The sequence below is a fragment of the Parafilimonas sp. genome (assembly GCF_047606085.1).
GTDB lineage: Bacteria > Bacteroidota > Bacteroidia > Chitinophagales > Chitinophagaceae > Parafilimonas.
This window is the reverse complement of the sequence record NZ_JASGEX010000201.1, coordinates 1-19,911: the sequence shown is the minus strand read 5'-3', so window position 1 is coordinate 19,911 and position 19,911 is coordinate 1. Positions and strand designations below refer to the sequence as shown.

Sequence of the window (19,911 nt, the reverse complement as noted above, 5' to 3'; positions counted from 1 at the left end):
TTCATTCGTACAAGTTTGTTTTTTCAGTTGTCTCATGCCTGTCCCGAACTTGCTTCGGGAGAACCTCGCTATGTACCTGCCTCTCCGGCAGGCAGGCATTCCTCTCCCGAAACTGGTTCGGGACAGGTTATGTGAGAAAAATTATCATGCTCGGTTTCATTTGTTTATTCAACGGTTTTAAAACCAAGTTTGTTAAGGCCGGCCTTCACTTCATCACAGCCCATAAATAATTTCCAAAGTAAGCCGCTTCTGTAATTTTCCATCATTACTACAATTGGCCCCTGGTCTATAGCAAGGTATTTTTGCGGATACCAGTTGTCGGTTTCACTGAAAGCATCATAAAAACCGTAAGGGCCAAGCAATTTATTCCGAAGCGTTGAATCATTATACCAATGCTTCATGGCGGCCATTGATTGATCCGGCGTATATGGGAAGGATGATAAGGCTGCGGTTGGCGAAATAACACCGAGGTCGTTTGTGGAATCGGGCGCATGCGCCGCATAACCTTTTACAGAATAGCTTGCCGTTAAGCCCCAGCTATCTTTGCCATAACCTTTATATTGTTTGGGATTATCAACGCACCATTCATAGTTGATCTTCGCCATGGTGCTCATTTCTTTCCAGTAATCAGCATACTGGTCTTTTAAACCATGCGGGTTTAAACCAAGCCATGAATAATGCGCCCAGAACAATGGCCCGCCATGCGGCGGATTGCCCTGCATGAACAAATGCAATGTATCATTTTTATAATGGCTTGTTTTATTGATGGCGCCATTCTGCACCCAGCCTTCATGATATACTGCTGCCGGCACACTGTATGTTGGCGACGATGCAGCCAGCACATACATGATCAAACATTCATTGTAACCATGCACGGCAAAATTTTTCTTCCATTCATAATCCGGGCTCCAGTGCCAGTACAACACATTTTGATTATTGCGGCGATACCAGTTAAACTCTACCTGTTTCCAGAGCGTGTCAATTTTAGCAGACAAAGCCCTCTCTTCTTCATTCCCATCTTTAAAATACTGGCGCACACAAAGCAATCCTTCCAGTAAGAAACTTGTTTCAACCAGATCACCGCCGTTATCATCAAAACCAAACGGACGAACATGGCCATTTTCATCCAGCAGCCAGTGCGGCCAGGCGCCGTGAAAACGGTCTGCTTTTTCAAGAAAGGCTACGATTTTCTGCAGGCGCGCAAAGCCCTGTTGCTTTGTTATATAATTGCGTTCAATGCCTGTAAGAACAGCCATTATTCCAAAGCCGCTGCCGCCAACGGCAATCGTGCTCTGATCGTTTTCAGGATAATCGCCATCAATATGAATGCGCTCTGCCGCCATGCCGCTGTTGGGTTCTGCACCCGTCCAGAAATATTCGAATGTCCTGCGCTGAATGGTGTCGAATAAAGCGGAATCGGATAGGTTATTTACTGCACTTATGTTTTGTTGGTTAGGTTGCGAATTGCAGGCTGCAATTAATGTTATAATTATAATTGCAGGCAATGTGTATTTGTTCATATTGTAATTATAATTTTAAAGCTCTCAAAGATGAACGTGGTCAGACGGCTTCATGCCGTCAGACCATTAGCAAAAGTCCGGATTTTTATTTTCATAAGATTCCAATGTGTCTTTCTCTAAATACTTCCAGTTAACATCAATAAATTTTGCTGCGAGTGCTTTATTTACTAAGGTTCCATTCCTTAAGCTTATATAATCTTTATACGATGAATATTCCCAATTTCTTAAATCGGTTACCAGCTTTGCGTGTAATGGGTTTTGATGAATATGGTGAAAAATGTTTCTTGCGTAATCGGTGGAAGATTGGGTAACAATATCTGCTTTAGTTTTTTGCCTGAATAGCGAACCGCCTGTATGCTGTTGTTTATTGATGGCTGCTGCATAATTGCTCAGGCATTTTCTTATGCCATCAGATAATTGGGTAAGGTATAAGCTTCCGATCTTTAATTTTTGAATGGAATTAGTATTCGTATGAATAAGAAAATGAAAATGATTTGGCATAAGGCAATAAGCAATAGTATCAGCAAAAGGGCTTACTGTTTTTCTATAATGCTGAAGGAAATAAAGATAGTTCTCATGTGAGAAATAAATTTGTTGCTTATTGTTTCCCTGATTGTAGATATGATATAATTGATCTTCTTCGAAGTGCATGATAAGGGTGATTTTATGAATGGCGGCTACCGGTCTGACGCTTTTGAAGCGTCTGACCGCGTTACCGCAGCACCACTGCACCTAATGCAGGCAGGTTAATGGTAAGCTTGTAAGTCTTGGTGCCTTCATCCACCAATTCTGTTCGTATTTCAGGGTTAAATACATCACCGGTGCCCCAAAATTCTTTGCTGTTGCTGTTGAAAATTTCTTCCCATTCACCCTTATCGTGCACATATATTTCCCAATCGTTGCGCACCTGCGTTGTCATATTTAAAATAACAAGCATATCATCTTTACGATCATTGCCAATACGTTTATACCCGATTACGGCATAGCTGCCTTTGGTAAGGTCGAGCCATTCAAAGCCGCCTGGCACAAATTGTTTTTCATATAAGGCGGGTTCGTTGCGGTACAATTCGTTTAACTTCTGAACACAATACTTCATGCCGCCATGGCTTGCAAATTCCAGCAAATCCCATTGCAGCTCGCTTTTATAATCCCATTCTTTTGTAGCGGCAAACTCATCGCCCATAAACAAAAGCTTGGAACCCGGATGCGTGAACATATAAGTATATAGTAAACGAAGGTTGGCGAATTTCTGCCATTCATCACCGGGCATTTTATATATCATCGGGCTTTTGCCATGTACTACTTCATCATGGCTTAAAGGCAGCATAAAGTTCTCATCGTAGAAATACATTATGCTGAATGTAAACTTGTTTTGAATGAGATGGCGCAGTGAAGGCTCCATCTTGAAGTAATCAAGCGTATCGTGCATCCAGCCCATCATCCATTTCATGCCAAACCCCAGGCCGCCTTCAAAGGTAGGCCGGCTTATGCCCGGCCAGTCTGATGCTTCTTCGGCAATGGTTTGTATATCGGGAAAATCCCGGAACAGGGTTTCATTCAGGTCTTTAATAAAAGCGATCGCTTCCAGGTTGCCGTTGCCGCCAAATTCATTCGGTTCCCACTGGCCTTCCTTGCGGCTGTAATCCAGGCGCAGCATAGAGCTCACGGCATCTACGCGCAATCCATCCACATGAAAGCGGTCGCACCAGAAGCGGGCATTGCTGATCAGGAAGCTTTTTACTTCACCGCGTTTATAATTGAATACATAAGAGTTCCAGTCGGGATGGTAGCCCTTGCGCATATCGGCATATTCATACGTATGCGTTCCGTCAAACATAAACAGGCCGTGCGCATCGTAAGGAAAATGCGAAGGCACCCAATCGAGAATAACACCGATGCCTGCATTGTGAAATGCATCAACCATGGCGGCAAAATCCTGCGGGCTGCCAAAGCGGGAGGTGGGCGCATAATAACCGGTGCCCTGGTAGCCCCAGCTACCATCAAAAGGATGCTCCATAACAGGCATGAATTCAACGTGCGTGAAACCCATCTGCTGTATGTATGGAACAAGCCTTTCCGTAATTTGCCTATATGTATTATAGCTTTCCTCATCATATTTATCAGGCCGCATCCAGCTTGCAAGATGCACTTCATAAACAGAGAATGGTGAAGTGAGCGCATTGTTTTTTTTGCGGTGCTTCATCCATTGTTTATCAGTCCATTCATAATAAGTGCCCCAGGTAATTGATGCCGTGAGCGGCCGTTTTTCCCACAGGTGCGCAAACGGGTCGCCTTTATCTAAATGTGTTCCGCCATAACCATGAATATGGTATTTATAACTTTCGCCGCTCCATAAATTGGGGATAAAGCCTTCCCATATCCCGCTTTGATCAAGCCGTACAAATAATTTATGCGCATCGTTATCCCAATTGTTGAAATTACCTATAATGCTTACCTGCGTTGCATTTGGGGCCCATACGGCAAAATAAGTTCCCTGGGTGTTTAATACTTCAAGCTGCTTATTGCCAAATAATTCATACAGGCGGTAATGCGTCCCGTTTTGAAAATTTCGAATGTCTTCATCGCTGAATAATGAATAATTCCATACCGGTTTTGCGCTGTCAACAAAATGTATGTCTTCGTATTTTTTTATTGCATGATTGTTATCGTTTTTCATTACAGGTATTTTTTCAAATGGCAATTAATAGGATTATTTGGTATCGTAACTTCTTAAAACTTTAAACGACTGCCGGCCGTTATCCGTCATTATTTTGTATTGCACCACCCGTGTGCCCCCGGTGGGCCTGCCCGGCGCATCCGCGGGCAAATAGATGGGAAACCTGCGCATCAATGTTCCGGTGAGCGCCGAGAATTCATCATGGCCTTTATAACCTTCCCGGATTTTTGAATCAAGGTAAATGTCGGGAAAATAAACCGGGTCGAAAGCTTTATCCGCATTATACGATATGGCTGCCACCGATCCTATTTCACCACTATCGCCGCTGTAAATGCAGATAACAAGATCGGGCCGGCCATCATCATTCATATCATCGGTAAAGGCCTTGCGCACTTTTCCATATACGCTGAATGCGGGTTTGCTGCCGGTTACCTGCAGGCCAATGGGGGAAACGGTAACTTCATTCTTATCCGGGTTTTTATTATTGCAGTCCACGCGAAAACCCTGGTCGCCCATCTTTACCGTTGTATCAAATTTTTTTGACTGGGCCATGCTTTGAAAAACAGAAAAAACAAATACAAGCAGGCAGAAAAAAATTTTTTTCATTTTTATGTGCAGGGGTTTATGGAAAATGTTTGATAAAAGCATCATGTTCAATCGCCTTGTTTAATTAAAATTTAATGCGGGTAAATTACATTATTTACACAGTTGGCAAACTTTCAGGATAAAATTATTATGAACCGGTTTAAAAATAACTGAAACGCAGGGCAATGCCGCCCAAATGTGTTGTAAACCTTTGATACAGGTTTATTAATGATTAACATTTTATTTGGAGCAATTGCTTACAATTTTGAAAGTGAAACCCCTTGTCGCTTATGAAAAAAAATTCTATCCTCATATTTTTTTTATTGTTTGGTTTTTATGTCTCCGCTCAAAAAGCAAGTTTAAAAGGTGTTACCATTGACACATCCGATAACATCAGGCTCGTTAATACAGCCATTGCCTTATTAAAGGCAAAAGACTCTACCCTCTGCCGGTTTACACGCAGTAAAGAAGGCGGGTCGTTTGAGATAGATAATCTTGATACCGGGAAATATATACTGATGATTACCCGCAACCGCTACGCCGATTATTTTGATGCGCTGTCTTTTACGCCCGGCGAGAAAAAAAATATTGGTAATGTAATGCTGACAACCGAAGCCAATCTTTTGGCAGATGTGGAAGTGCGCACGAAGATCGCAGCCATGCGCATGAAGGGCGATACGCTGGAATATGCTGCCGATAGTTTTCATGTGCGGGAAGGGGCAAGCGTGGAAGACCTTTTAAAAATATTACCGGGCATGCAGGTGGATAAGGATGGCAATATTACATCGCAGGGGGAGAAAGTAGAGAAAATACTGGTAGATGGAGAAGAGTTTTTCAGCGATGATCCTACTGTTGCCACGCAGAACCTGCAGGCAGATGCCGTAAAAAGCGTGCAGGTATTTGACAAGAAAAGCGACCAGGCCGAATTTACCGGAATTGATGATGGCAGTAAAACCAAGACCATCAACCTTAAATTAAAAGAAGATAAAAAGAACGGGTATTTCGGTAAGATAGATGTGGGCGCCGGCAGTGATGACCGGTGGAGCAATTCGGCTATGGTAAACCGTTTTGAAGGCAAGAAAAAATTATCCGCCTACGGTATAATGAGCAGCACCGGCAAAAAGGGATTAAACTGGGATGAGAGCAGCAGCTATGGCGAGTCGGGCGGAAGTGTGGAATATAACGATGACTTTGGCGGGTTTGTGTTTATGGGCGACGGTGATGAATTTTCCGGCGGCACCTATTATGGTTCCGGCGTTCCAAAAGCATGGGCGGCAGGCTTGAATTTTGGCAATAAATACAATGATGATAAACAAAGCCTTAACGGCAGCTATCGTTTTAATAAACTAACCACTGCGGGCACAGGCAATTCCTTATCCCAGTCACTTTTGCCGGACAGCCTGTTTTATAATACGGAAACATCAAACAGCTTTAACAACAGGTGGCGGCATTCTTTAAGCGGCATTTATGAACAGCAGTTCGACAGCAGCTTTTCCATGAAGCTTACGGTAAAAGGATACCTTGGCGGCCAAAACACTTTCAGCAATTATGATAACCAGTCGCTGGATGAAGACAAAGCGCTGGTAAACGAAAGCTGGCGCCGCACAAGCCAGGAGGGCAATAACGCCAACCTGAATGCCAACCTTTTATTGCGCAAGAAATTTAAAAAGACAGGCAGAACATTATCGTTGAACATCAATGATATCTATAACGGCTCGAATACGGATGGCTTCCTGTATTCACTCAATTCGTTTTACAATAAAGGCGTATTTCTTAACCAGGATACAACGGATCAGGCAAAAAAGAATAACTCCGGTACCAATATATTCAATTCAAAGATCACTTACACCGAGCCCATTGCAAAAGATTGGTTTGCTGAAATAAGTTATGCATTCCGGCTAAGCACCAGCAATACGGAACAGTTATCATATAATAAAAATGACGTGGGAAAGTATTTGGCGCTTGATACCTTATACAGCACCCGTTATGATTTTGATGTAACCACAAACACAGGCGGCCTGGCGCTTAAATATAATGGCAGGAAAGTAACGATGGGGGCAGGCACCGATGTTGCTTTTACCAATTTCAATCAGAAAGACCTGCTGAAGGATTCGCTGCTCGACCGTAATTACAAAAACTTCTTCCCGAAAGCTAATTTTACTTATAAGTTTAATCAAACAACAAGGCTCAACCTGTCCTACAACGGAAGCTCGCAACAGCCCTCCATTACGCAAATATCACCTGTGGCAGACAATACAAACCCGCTCATTATAAGAACCGGCAACCCCTTTCTTAAGCAACAGTTTGTGCACAGGGTAAATCTTAATTTCAACAATTATAAAGTGCTTACCAGCCGTAGCATTTATATATACGGCAGCGCCTCTGTAACCAACAATGCCATTGTAACCAATCAGGCCACTTCTAAAGAAGGCATAACCACTTATTCTTATGTTAACTCCAATGGCAATTATAATACCTATGCGGGCGGCGGTTATTATAAAAAGTTTTCAAAAGCTGATTTTGGCGCGAACCTTGGTTTTGGTTACAGCGCCAGCCGATACAATAATTTTGTAAATGGCGTAAAAAATAAAACCGATAATTATGCGCCGGGATTAGATTGGGGCTTTAATAAGCAAAAAGACAAAAAGTTTACTATTAATTACCGGGGTGGTTTCAACTATAATATTTCCACATCAACCATAAATGAATCGCTTAAAACGAAGTACTGGACACAATCCCACAACCTTGATTTTACCGTATATTTCCTTAAAAAATTTGAGCTGAACAATAATGTGGATGCAGACCTGCGTGAGAAAACAGCCATATTCACTACCAATAATAATGTTGTGGTTTGGAGCGCTTACCTGGCAAGAAAGCTTTTGAAAAAAGATAAAGGCTTCTTGAAGTTTTATGTGTATGATTTATTGAACCAGAATAAAGGTTATAGCAGAACAATAAGCACCAATGTGTTAACTGAAAGAAATTATCAAACCATTCAGCGTTATTTCCTCCTGAGCTTTGTTTGGAATTTCTCCAAAACCGCATCAGGCATGCCTTCTCCTCAACCATAATAAAAAATTATATGAAACGTCCATGCAAAATGTTCACACACAGCCTGTCCCGAACCAGCTTCGGGAGAGGAATGCCTGCCTGCCGGAGAGGCAGGTACATAGCGAGGTTCTCCCGAAGCTGGTTCGGGACAGGCATGAGACCATTGAAAAAACAAACTTGTACGAATGAAACCGAGCATGATAATTTTTTCTCACACAGGGGAATGTGCATAGCGAGGTTCCATGAGACCATTGAAAAAACAAACTTGTACGAATGAAAAAGATATTTATTCTGTATGTATTGGTATTTGCTGTTCATTATTCACTGCCGGCGCAGGATGTTTTTATATCCGCCGGCCAGATTGAATTTGAGAAAAGGGTGAATGTGCATAAAAACCTTGATGACATGCGGGAAAGCGATGATGCGGGCGGCGGGTTTGACTGGTATGCGCAAATGAAGAAACAACTGCCCGAGTTTAATGTTACCTATTTCAATTTATATTTTGATGGCGATAAAACATTATACAAGCCGGGCCGGGAAGTACAGGCTGCGCAAAAAATACCTGATTGGTTTAAAGGCCCTGCCACGGATAATATAGTGTACTGCGATTTAAATGCCGGTAAAAGCATTGCCCGGAAAAGTGTTTATGAAGCCACTTTTTTAATACAGGACAGCCTGCGCAAGGCCACATGGAAAATGACCAATGACACAAGGGAAATTGCAGGATTTAAATGCCGCAAAGCCACTACCATAATTATGGACTCTGTGTTTGTTGTGGCGTTTTATACCGACCAGATCATTACGCCGGGCGGCCCTGAATCTTTTAATGAATTGCCCGGCATGATACTGGGTTTGGCCATTCCACGCCTGCATGCCACCTGGTATGCCACCAAAGTGGAACTTACGCCGCCAGTGGCTGCACAGCTTGTGCCGCCTGCAAAAGGTAAAAAGGCCAGCAATAATGAGGTTGTTGATAAATTAAAATCAACCATGAAAAACTGGGGCAAAGAAGGGCAGCATGCGCAATGGCAGGTGTTTTTGTAGTAACGTGGTTTTTTTAATCATAATTTCAATTGTTTGCAGCATAATATTCATCGGTTAAGTTGGGCGTATGAAAAAAAATTCTATCCTCTTATTTTTCTTATTGGTTAGTATGTATGCTTCGGCGCAAAAAGCAACCCTGAAGGGTGTTATAACCGATACGGCAAGCCGGCAAAACCTTTACAATTCCACAATAACTTTACTCCACGCAAAGGATTCCATTCTGTATAAGTTTACCAGGAGCGATGGTAAGGGAAACTTTATTTTTGAAAACCTTGATTCAGGTAAGTATGTTTTATTAATAACATATCCTAACTATGCTGATTTTGTGGATGAGCTGTCTTTTACCGATACTTCGCAAATTAACCTGGCAAAAATCGTTCTCACGCTTAAGGCAAATCTTTTAAAAGATGTGATTGTAAACAGCGTTGCCGGTTCTATTAAAATAAAAGGCGATACAACCGAGTTTGCGGCTGATAGTTTTAAAGTGCAGCCGAATGCTACTGTTGAAGACCTTTTAAAAAAACTGCCGGGAATACAGGTTGATAAAAATGGCAATATAACAGCACAGGGAGAGAAGGTGCAAAAAGTATTGGTGGATGGCGAAGAATTTTTTGGTGATGATCCCACATTGGTAACGCAAAACCTGCGTGCTGATATGGTGGATAAAGTGCAGGTATATGATAAGCAGAGCGATCAGGCGGCTTTTACAGGCATTGATGACGGCCAGAAAGAAAAAACAATTAACCTGAAACTTAAAGACAATAAAAAGAACGGCTATTTTGGAAAAGCTAATTTAGGAGCGGGAACCAACGGTTATCATGACAATCAGTTGATGTTTAATAGCTTTAAAGGCAAACAAAAATTTGCCGTATATGGTATTGTTTCAAACACGGGCACATCGGGGCTGAACTGGCAGGATCAGAGCACTTATGGCGATAACCCTTTAGCTAATGCTGATGTGGATGAAGGCGGGGGCATTTATATAAACTTTGGTTATGATGAGTTAGATTCATGGGATGGCAGATACAATGGCCAGGGCATGCCGCTTGTTCAGTCCGGGGGATTGCATTATAGTAACAAATGGGACGACGATAAACAGTCATTAAACGCCAACTATAAGATTTTGAATTTGCATGTAGATGGTGAAAGTGGCACGCGCTCTCAAACCATACTTTCTGACACAACTTACTTTAATAACGATAAACAAATATCTTCCAATCAAATTTTGCGCAACCGTATTAATGGCAGTTATGAATATCAGTTTGACTCTTCCTCATCTGTAAAACTATCTGTTGACGGCGGCGTTGATCATAAAATAACTAACCTGCTGGATTCATCTGAAGCAAGAGCCAGTGACAGTTCGCTGGTAAACAATGCACACCGCGCTACCTCAACCACAGGCGATAACAGGAGCTTTAACAGTAATTTATTGTGGAAGAAAAAGTTTAAAAAGAAAGGAAGAACGCTTTCTTTTAATTTGAGGGAAGAATATATAAACAACTCCTCCGAAGGTAATTTGTTTTCAAAAAATAATTATTATTTAAAAGGCGCATTAATCAGCGATACGCTTACGGATCAATATAAAACGAATGATGCCAAAGGCATTTCCCTTAATTCAAAGCTAACCTATACCGAACCATTAAATAAGGTGTCTTCAATTATTTTTAGCTATGGTTTCATTGTAAGCCACAGCGAATCGCTGGTTAATTCTTTTAATAAGGGAAATGATAATAAATATTCTGATCTCGACAGTTTATACAGCAATCATTACCTTTTTAATATTCTTACAAACAGTGGCGGCGTTAACTATAGTTTGTTTCAAAAGAAATTTAAATTAAACATTGGAACAGATATTGGCTATTCTGCTTTTCATCAAACAAATAAATTTAATGATTCCGTGCTTATAAGAAAGTTTGCAAACTGGTATCCGAAAGCAAATTTATCTTACCAGTTTACACCGCGTCGCAGGCTTTCGTTCTGGTATAATGGATATACCGACCAGCCGGAGATAAACCAGATACAGCCGGTTTTAACCAATACAGACCCTTTAAATATTACGATTGGAAACCCTTCTTTAAAACCGGCTTTCCGCAATAACATGCGCCTAAGTTTTTCTGATTATAAGGTGCTTACCAATCAATACATCTATGTAGGATTAAACTCCGGGTTTGTTTTAAACAATATATCTAACAAATCGTATGTTGATTCATTTGGAAGAACCATCAATCAATATGTAAATCTTAATGGCAACAGGTCTTATGGCGTGCATCTTAGTTATGGGTTTAAGCTGAAAAAGCTTGATATGAATATGAACAGCTTTTCTGATCTGAACTTTGGCCGCTACACAAATATTGTAAATAATGCATTTAATGCAACGCAAAGCAATGATTATACTTTCGGTATTGGATTTTATAAAAGTAAAGAAAAGAAGTACGATATCAGCTTTAATCCGTCAGCTACTTACACAACAAGCGTATCTTCCATCCAGGAAAGCGTAAAAACACATTATTGGTCTTTTGATGCAGATCCTTCCCTCCATATTTACTTTGCAAAGAAGTACCAGGTTCAAACAGATTGCGATTTTAACCTGAAGCAAAGAACTTCTGTGTTTGCTAATAATGTAAATGTAATATTATGGAATGCCTGGATTGGAAGAACATTTACAAAAAAGGATGCCTTGCTGGTAAAAATAACCGGGCACGACCTGCTTGATCAAAATATGGGATTTAACCGAACCGTAAACAGCAACTTTATTTCAGAAAATACATACAACGTTATAAAAAGATTTTTCCTTTTATCAGTTACCTGGAATATTAATAAAACCGGATCTAAAACTTCGGAGAATAATTAAAACAAAATCGGTTATGAAATATTTGATGTGTATGCTTATGTGCTGTTTCCTGTGTATGATAAACATGCAGGCCCAGAATGCTGTTTTTCTTTCACAGGGAAGAATAGAGTTTGAAAAGAAAATCAGTTTATATGCAATTATTGACGAACAGCTTGAAGAGGAAGATGAATCGTGGGCAGCGCTTGAAAAGAAATTAACGCCAAGGTTTAAAACAACCTATTTCGACCTTGAATTTAATGGAAGCAAAACTTTATATAAGCCGGGTCGGGATAATCCTGAGAACAATAAATTACGCCAGCTTCCGGCAGAAGATAATGTGGTTTATACCAACCTTCAGGATTCTTTAAGCGTTTCGCAAAAGCATGTGTATGAACAAACTTTTATTTTAAACGACAGCACAAGAAAAATAAAATGGAAGATAACGGATGAAATGCGCAATATAGCAGGCTTTCAATGCAGGCGCGCCAATGCAATTATTATGGATTCTATTTATGTGGTTGCTTATTACACAGATGAAATTACCACAACCGGCGGGCCCGAATCTTTTAATGGTTTGCCGGGCATGATACTTGGTCTTGCGCTGCCGCATGAACATATTACATGGTTTGCTACAAAAGTTTATACGGATAAAATTTCTGATACGGAATTGCAGCCTCCTGCAAAAGGCAGGAAAACAAATGCCAAAGCGTTGCTTGCAACCCTGCAGGATTTAATGAAAGATTGGGGAAGATGGGGCAAGCCCTACCAGCGGCAGATTATGATTTGAAGCACATAATATCCCGGCGCGAAAAACACATTTTATGCTGTATTAATACAACTTTCATCATTGGTTTGTGCAGTTATAAAGAATACACTGTTACTTTGCCAAAAAAGATTGCATGCGTATAGGCATAGTTTGTTATCCCACTTACGGCGGCAGCGGGGTTTTAGCTACAGAACTGGGCAAGGCATTGGCAGATAAAGGGCATCATGTACATTTCATTACTTATCAGCAGCCTGTGCGCCTCGATGCTTTCAGCGCCAATATTTTTTACCACGAAGTAAGCGTGCCTTCCTATCCTTTGTTTGATTACCCGCCTTATGAAATTGCATTGGCAAGCACTATGGTGGATGTTATTCTTAAACATGAGCTGCACCTGCTGCATGTGCATTATGCCATTCCGCATGCTTCTGCCGCATATATGGCCAAACAGATTTTATTGAAGAAGGGCAGAGGCATTCCTATAATAACAACATTGCATGGCACTGATATAACGCTGGTTGGCCGCGATAAAACTTACGAGCCGGTGGTAACTTTTTCTATTAATGAAAGCGATGCCATAACTGCTGTATCACAGAATTTAAAAGAAGAAACCTATCGCTCTTTTGTTATTGAAAAAGATATACAGGTTATTGAAAACTTTGTTGATAATTCGCGTTACAATAAAAAACCGATTGATGCTTTTAGAAAAGTGATTGCACCGAACGGCGAAAAAATATTGATCCATGCATCCAATTTTCGCAAGGTAAAACGGGTGAAGGATGTGATACATATTTTTGCCGGCGTGCATAAAAATTTGCCTTCGAAATTATTGCTGGTAGGCGATGGGCCCGAGCGCCGCAGCGTTGAAGACCTTGTGCGCAAGCTGGAGGTGGAAGATGATGTTCGTTTTCTTGGCAAGCAGGAGCAGATTGAGGAAATTTTACTGGTGTCTGATCTGTTTTTACTGCCCAGTGAATACGAGAGTTTTGGTTTGGCTGCCATGGAAGCCATGGCGGCAGGTGTTCCGGTTATCAGTTCAAATGCAGGCGGATTGCCTGAAATAAACATACAGGGCATAACGGGTTTTCTTGCAGATGTTGGCGATGTGCAAACCATGAGTGAAGCTGCCATACAGTTGCTGAATGATGATGCTTTGCTGCAGCAGTTTAAAAAGAATGCAAAAATCCAGGCCATGAAGTTTGACCTGCACAATATTGTTCCCCAATACGAGAAATTATACAGCCGCTTCTGTACGATGGTCTGCGAAGCATAAATGTATCTGAATGTGAGTTCGGGATAACAATTTTAATGGCTGCATTTCAAATTTTACTTTGCCCCTTGTCCCCTAAAGAGGGATAACAGCACATCGGCAGGATGCCTCTTACCTTTAGGGGTTGGGAGCAATGGCTTGGGTGTATTTCAAATTCATCCTGCTCCGCGGCGCAACAAAAGCAGTATACACCACATTGAAAATGAAATCATTAAAATAGGTGTATATATAATTTTCGCAGGTGGGTGATGACACCCATCTGTAGAACCCGCTACCGGTCGGTGTCTCACCGACCGGAGTGCCGCTTTGCCTGGATTTTCAATCAAACCATAATAATTAACTTTACCAAAAACACAACCATGTCAGTAATAAAACTGCCCTTGCTTTACATTGGCTCAAAAGGGGAAAAGACTTTATATACGTTGTTTGACAGCGGCGCCAATCTTTCCTGTATTAACCCGGATTTCATAAAAGATATTGAAACGCCGATAAACCTTGGCAGGGTAAGAAGAGTCGCCACCGCAAGCGAAGGGCATTATATTGAAATTAGAGAAAGGGTTATTCTCGACTTTTATATTGATGATGTTTTATTAAGCGATGAATTTCTGCTGGTGCCCAACCTAAGTGAAGAAGCCATAATTGGCGCGGCCACCTTACAAAAATGGCGCATTAAGCTCGACTTTGAACGTGATACCGTTATTGTTGACCCGAAAGTTGCCAAACTGCAATTGGTTTAAATATCTTTTATTTACAAGACGGTTTTATGTAAGCGCTTACATAAAAATATGCCGGTGTTATTCTGCTTTCCTGCTGCCGTGCTTCAGGGTTACATAATCCCTTGGTGTTATGCCAAACTGCTTTAAAAAACTGCGGCCAAAATTGGTTTGTGAATTATAGCCTACCATCCCGGCCACTTCATAAATTTTATAATTGCCTTCAGCCAGCAGTTCTGCAGCTTTCTTTAAACGGGCAAGATTGATAAGTTCATTAGGCGTAAGGTCTGATACCAGTTTTATTTTGCGGTAAAAAGTAGGCCTGCTCATATTCATCTTGCGGGCAAGCTGCTCTACATCTAAATCAGGGTTTTCAATGTTTTCATAAATAATATTATTCAATGTTTCTAAAAATTCTTCATCAGCTTTTGTATGCGCCATGCTTTTTATATGCACCAGTGGCGAATTGGCAAAATGCTCTTTTATTTTATTGCGGTTAATGAGCAGGTTGGCTATCTGCACCTGCAGGTATTCGGGCGAAAATGGTTTTTCAATATAGGCATCGGCGCCATGTTCAAGCCCTTCAATTTTCGATTGCAAAGAATTTTTTGCCGTAAGCAGTATAACGGGAATATGGCTGTAATTAATATTGGTTTTAATGGCTTCGCATAATTCAAAGCCGTCCATCTCAGGCATCATCACATCGCTTATTATAAGGTGCACGGTTTCATTATTCAATAACTCCATCGCTTGCCGGCCGTCTGTTGCAGTTAGTACTGTGTACTTATCGCTCAGATCGTTTGATATAAAGTCCAGTATGTCTTCATGGTCATCTACCAATAAAATAACCGGGTTCATCAATTTTTAATTTTCAGAAGGTTCGCAATCTTGTTTATCATTTCATTTTAATCCTGTAAATCCCGCTGGTTTAATGGCAATACCAGCACAAAAACATTCATCTTCAAATCGCCTTCTTTCATGTATAGCCTGCCTTTGTGCAATGCTGCCAGTGAACGCGATAGCGCCAGCCCTATGCCGCTGCCGGTTTGATGTTTTGTTTTTTCAACCCTGAAGAAAGGTTCAAATACTTTTTCCTTTAATGCTTCGGGAATAACATAACCATCGTTCTCAATTTCTATTACAATATTCGCCGCATGTTCAGCATCCGGCAATAAACGCAGCCTTACCTTTTTCAAAGCATATTTTATAGCATTGTTCAATAAGTTGCTCAAAATCTTATTCAATGCTTCTTCATCAGCATAAGCATAAACCGGCTGCTTAGGCAAATCAAGGCTGTATTCAATATTTCTTTGTTCTGCAATGGTTTGAAAATTTGTGTACATATCTTCAAGCAATGTGGTTATATTGATCTTGGTAAAATTTAAACTGAAGCCTTTGGTTTCTGTTTTCCTGAAATCGAGCAATTCATTCGTTAGATCAACAAGCCTGTTCGTATTTTTTTCCATCGTTTTTAAATAGACATCTGCATTGCGCATATCTGTTGCATGCTTCATCAATTTTTCCATGGGCGCTTTTATTAAAGTAAGCGGTGTGCGTATTTCATGCGCCACATTGGTAAAGAATTCAATTTTTGCCTGGTATAGTTCTTTTTCTTTTTCATGCGCCATCAGCTCCATTTTTCTGTTGTTTTTTTCTGCCTGCCTGTTATGGTACATGCGCATAAGCCAGTAAACGATGGCTGCTGTTAACAGGGTATAAATTACATAAGCCCATGTTGTTGCCCAAAATGGCGGTAATATCTCCACTTCTATTTCTTTTGTGTTATTGGCCCATTTACCGCTATTGGTTGCTGCTTTTACTTTGAACATATAATTGCCGGGGGCAAGGTTAGTGAAATAAACTTTGCGGTTGGCTTTAATGTATGTCCAGTCTTCATCAAGCCCTTCCATTTTATAAGCGTATTCAATGGTTTCAGGCGCTGTAAAAGAAAGCGCTGCAAAATCAATGCTGAAGGAAGATTGATTATAGGGCAGCTTAATTTTATTTGTGAGCGATACGGATTGCTGCAATGGTGAATGCTTTTGGCCCGCCACTAATTCTGCATTGTTTACCTGGAAGCCCGTAATATAAACCGGCGGAACATAATTATTGTTTATAAAACTATCGGGGTTAAAAGCTATAAGGCCTTTTACGCTGCCAAAATACATTTTGCCTGTTGAGTCTTTATAGCCGGAGTTATAATTAAACTGGTCGTTTAATAAACCATTTGCCTTTGTATAAATCCTCATCAGGTTTTTGTCAGGATTAAAGCAAACCAGGCCTCTTGTGGTGGTTACCCATAAATTCTTTTTTTTATCTTCCAGTATTTTAAACACGGTATTGCTTGGAAAGCCCTGCCCGGTTGAATAGGCTGTAAATGTTTTTCCATCTTTATTCAATAAGCATAAGCCGCCGCCTTCTGTGCCAATCCATATACGCTGCTTATCGTCTTCAAATACGGTAGTAACGGTATTGCTGCCAATGCTTCCTTTATCTTTTGGGTTGTACCTGAAATTGACGCTCTTACCCGTTGCAGGATCATATTTGTACACGCCATTGCCAAAACTTGGTATCCATAAATTGCCATTGTGATCTTCGGTTATGGAATGTGCAAAAACGTAATCAGGTATTTCATCTATAAAAGTAAAATTATCTTCCGCCGCATTATACCTGTATAATCCCCTGCTTGTGGCCACGTAAATAATGCCATTCTTTGTTTTGCAGATGCTTAAAATAAAATTGCTTTTCAGTTGCGCAGCTTCGGCGCCTGCCGAATAATGCTTTATAATTTTTTCTGTTTTTATATCCATTATATCAAGGCCGTGCTCAAAACTGCCTATCCATAATGTATCGCCATCGCATAAAAGGCCGTGAATATTAAAGTAAGCAATGTCTGACGGTTTGCCTGTTGGCGTAAACTTTTTAAACCCGCCGGTTTGTTTATTGAATTTATTTAACCCGCCGTCTTCAGTGCCTATCCACAAATAGCCATATTTATCTTCACAAATTTCTCTTACTGCGTTGCCGCTTATAGCATGCGGGCTGTAATCGGGGAAGTATTTTTCGAATGAATAATATTGTTTGGGATAATAATTAATACCGCCAAAATAAGTGCCTGCCCATACGCCGCCTTCCTTGTCTTTATGCACTGTATAAATGGCATTGTCTGAAAGCGAATATGGGTTGTTATAATGTTTTTGAAGATTGGATATATTGCCTGTTTGGCTGTTATAAATAAAAAGCCCTGATTCTGTGGCAATCCAGTATTCATCGGCTGCGCTTTGAATAATATCCCTTACAAAAATGGCTGTTTTGTCTGTATTGTAATCAAAGATGCCTTTGCAGCTTGAATCTTTTATATTAAAAATTTTTAAGCCGTGATTGGTGGTGCCGATAAGAATATTTCCATTATCGTCTGCATATATTTTTTCTATCCACCTTAATGTGGTGGGAGCGGAGTGGGCAAACACATCATAATAAATAAAATGATTCGTGGCGGCGTTATATTTTTTCAAATAACCATTGGTTGTGCCTGCCCATATTGTGCCATCGGCTGAACGGCATACGGTATTTACTTCACCATATTCATCATTCTTATAAACATGCACCTGTTTTGTTTTTTTTATATAGCATTTCAGTTCAAGCCCGTCGCTGTACCAGAGATTGCCCAACGTATCTTCAACCATTTCACGGATGGTATTTCTTGTTTTAACCAGCTCTGTAAAATTCTCCTGCCCTTCATTATACACCGATATGCCGGCCGAGCTGCCAATGTATATTTTTCCGTTTGGGCCTTTATATAAGCCCCGTATAAAATTATTGTCTAAAGAAGTGCTGTCCCCCGCATCGTGCCGGAAGGTTTTAAAGTTATACCCGTCAAACCTGTTCAGCCCGTCTTTTGTTCCAAACCACATAAAGCCACGATCATCCTGCACGCTGCACTGTACGGTATTGTTGGAAAGGCCATTCTCCACCTGGTAATGTTTAAACTGGTACGACTGGCAATAAACACCTGCGTGTGTAAAAAATAAAGCAATTAATATGGCAACGATTCTTATCAAAGCAACAATCAATTTATAGCAGCAGTTTATTAAAATAAGGTGATCCGATATAAGAATTTATTAACCCAATGCTTTAGCGTTGGGTACAAAATGGATATGGATTGATGGCTTTAGCCAAAGTTTTCCATGAAAAACATAAGCTTTGGCTAAAGCCAATACAATTTGCCTGTCACTATCCCAGGCTTAAAAAGCCTGGGTTAAATATCGGGATCACGTTAACATGATAACATTGCAAAGCAGCTAAATTATCATAACATCTCAATCATGAAAAACAAATTGAGATTTTTTGAAGAAAGATTGATACAAATTGAAAAGCATACATTGTAAAATATATTTTCTTTTACATCTTGAAGCTGAATACCGATATAATCAATAGCTGTATGAAGAATTGCTTGCGGATAAAGCCAGGTAAATAATACGGAACGGTTCAGATGGATAGCATTGCAGGGAACATAAAAAATGTTGCCTTGGGCAGGTGTTGTATAAAATAATTGCTATAGTGTTTTATGATAATACAATGCCCTGTTAGCATATACTGCTGATGCAGCAGAACGCTATAGCTGATGTAAACACCATAAATTAAAATGCTCACACACAAATGGTAATTATTATGAAAAAACCTTTACGATTGCCTTGTCAATCATCTTGCTGCTTACACACCTTGCAAAGAAGGCATGCCGGAACGCTGGCAACTTTACTCTTTGCCGCTTTTTTTGCGTTCCTTCATGTACAGGCCGTTGCTCAAACCACAACCGTAACAGGCCGTGTTACAGATACGGCATCAAAACCGTTAGCCGGCGTTACCGTTTCTTCAGACAAATCAAAAAAATTTGCTTCCACAAATGAAAACGGGGAATATTCAATCGCTGTTACGGCAGAAGATCAAAGCCTTGCATTTTCTTTTGTCGGAATGAAATCAGTAACGCAGCCCATAAATGGCCGGTCAACTGTAAACCTTGTATTATACCCCGATGTTTCAGGCCTTGGCGATGTGGTTGTAGTGGGTTACGGCACACAGAAAAAAGGCTCTACCACAGCAGCCATTTCCACTGTTACGGCAAGTGATATAGGCCGCGTTCACGGGGGTGCAACAGCCAGCACCACGCTGGCCGGTAAATTGCCGGGGGTAACATTCCGGCAGGCAGAAGGCCGTCCCGGCGCTTCGGCTAATATTCAGATACGCAATATGGGCGCCCCATTATATGTAATTGATGGCATACAGCAGGACGCAGGCCAGTTTAATAACCTGGCACCCAATGATATTGAAAGCATTACCATATTAAAAGATGCCTCTGCCGCTATTTACGGTGTACGGGGCGGCAATGGCGTGGTGGTGGTAACAACCAAAAGAGGATCGGCCGGTAAAAATAATATTAATGTAGATGCTTATTCAGGGT

The 19,911-nt window shown here is 40.8% G+C and carries 13 protein-coding genes; 7 read left to right on the top strand and 6 right to left on the bottom strand.

The genetic code is table 11. The features are described from left to right. Positions 1-164: 164 nt before the first annotated feature. The 4 genes from QM629_RS17860 to QM629_RS17845 all read right to left on the bottom strand — a co-directional run bounded on the left by QM629_RS17860 (position 165) and on the right by QM629_RS17845 (position 4,803). A complete protein-coding gene (locus QM629_RS17860) occupies positions 165-1,520 on the bottom strand; it encodes a glucoamylase family protein (protein WP_415161259.1) in 1,356 nt (451 codons plus the stop codon). Between the two features lie 66 nt (positions 1,521-1,586). Continuing rightward, the gene (locus tag QM629_RS17855) at positions 1,587-2,171 is read right to left on the bottom strand and encodes a transposase (protein WP_415161258.1); all 585 of its coding nucleotides are present in this window, start codon (positions 2,169-2,171) and stop codon (positions 1,587-1,589) included. A 61-nt stretch (positions 2,172-2,232) separates the two neighbouring features. Continuing rightward, positions 2,233-4,197 (bottom strand): 1,4-alpha-glucan branching protein GlgB, encoded by a 1,965-nt coding sequence (gene glgB, locus QM629_RS17850; protein ID WP_415161257.1) that lies wholly within the window; start codon positions 4,195-4,197, stop codon positions 2,233-2,235. Between the two features lie 33 nt (positions 4,198-4,230). Then, complete coding sequence (locus QM629_RS17845; protein WP_415161256.1) at positions 4,231-4,803, bottom strand: hypothetical protein; 573 nt, start codon at positions 4,801-4,803, stop codon at positions 4,231-4,233. Positions 4,804-5,072: 269 nt separating this feature from the next. Between QM629_RS17845 and QM629_RS17840 the strand changes: the two genes are divergently transcribed. From QM629_RS17840 to QM629_RS17815, 6 genes are all read left to right on the top strand, one after another. Next, a complete protein-coding gene (locus QM629_RS17840) occupies positions 5,073-7,853 on the top strand; it encodes an outer membrane beta-barrel protein (RefSeq protein ID WP_415161255.1) in 2,781 nt (926 codons plus the stop codon). 253 nt (positions 7,854-8,106) lie between these two features. Then, positions 8,107-8,877 carry a GLPGLI family protein gene (locus tag QM629_RS17835; RefSeq protein WP_415161254.1) on the top strand — a complete coding sequence of 257 codons (771 nt, stop codon included), beginning with the start codon at positions 8,107-8,109 and terminating at the stop codon, positions 8,875-8,877. Positions 8,878-8,944: 67 nt separating this feature from the next. After that, entirely contained in the window at positions 8,945-11,728 is a 2,784-nt protein-coding gene (locus QM629_RS17830) for an outer membrane beta-barrel protein (RefSeq protein ID WP_415161253.1), read from the top strand. Between the two features lie 13 nt (positions 11,729-11,741). After that, a complete protein-coding gene (locus tag QM629_RS17825; RefSeq protein WP_415161252.1) occupies positions 11,742-12,494 on the top strand; it encodes a GLPGLI family protein in 753 nt (250 codons plus the stop codon). A gap of 112 nt (positions 12,495-12,606) precedes the next feature. Further along, positions 12,607-13,743: an N-acetyl-alpha-D-glucosaminyl L-malate synthase BshA gene (gene bshA / locus QM629_RS17820; protein WP_415161251.1), complete on the top strand. Its 1,137-nt coding sequence runs from the start codon at positions 12,607-12,609 to the stop codon at positions 13,741-13,743. Between the two features lie 356 nt (positions 13,744-14,099). Further along, positions 14,100-14,477 (top strand): hypothetical protein, encoded by a 378-nt coding sequence (locus QM629_RS17815; RefSeq protein WP_415161250.1) that lies wholly within the window; start codon positions 14,100-14,102, stop codon positions 14,475-14,477. Between the two features lie 57 nt (positions 14,478-14,534). On the opposite strand, the gene QM629_RS17810 is transcribed toward QM629_RS17815, so the two are convergent. Together QM629_RS17810 and QM629_RS17805 are read right to left on the bottom strand one after the other, a co-directional pair. Further along, on the bottom strand, positions 14,535-15,311 hold the full coding sequence (locus QM629_RS17810) for a response regulator (protein WP_415161249.1): 777 nt from the start codon (positions 15,309-15,311) through the stop codon (positions 14,535-14,537). Between the two features lie 47 nt (positions 15,312-15,358). Next, entirely contained in the window at positions 15,359-18,514 is a 3,156-nt protein-coding gene (locus tag QM629_RS17805; RefSeq protein WP_415161248.1) for a ligand-binding sensor domain-containing protein, read from the bottom strand. 661 nt (positions 18,515-19,175) lie between these two features. Between QM629_RS17805 and QM629_RS17800 the strand changes: the two genes are divergently transcribed. Beyond that, positions 19,176-19,911, top strand: a 736-nt coding sequence (locus QM629_RS17800; RefSeq protein ID WP_415161247.1) for a TonB-dependent receptor plug domain-containing protein, incomplete at its 3' end; no start/stop codon positions are given.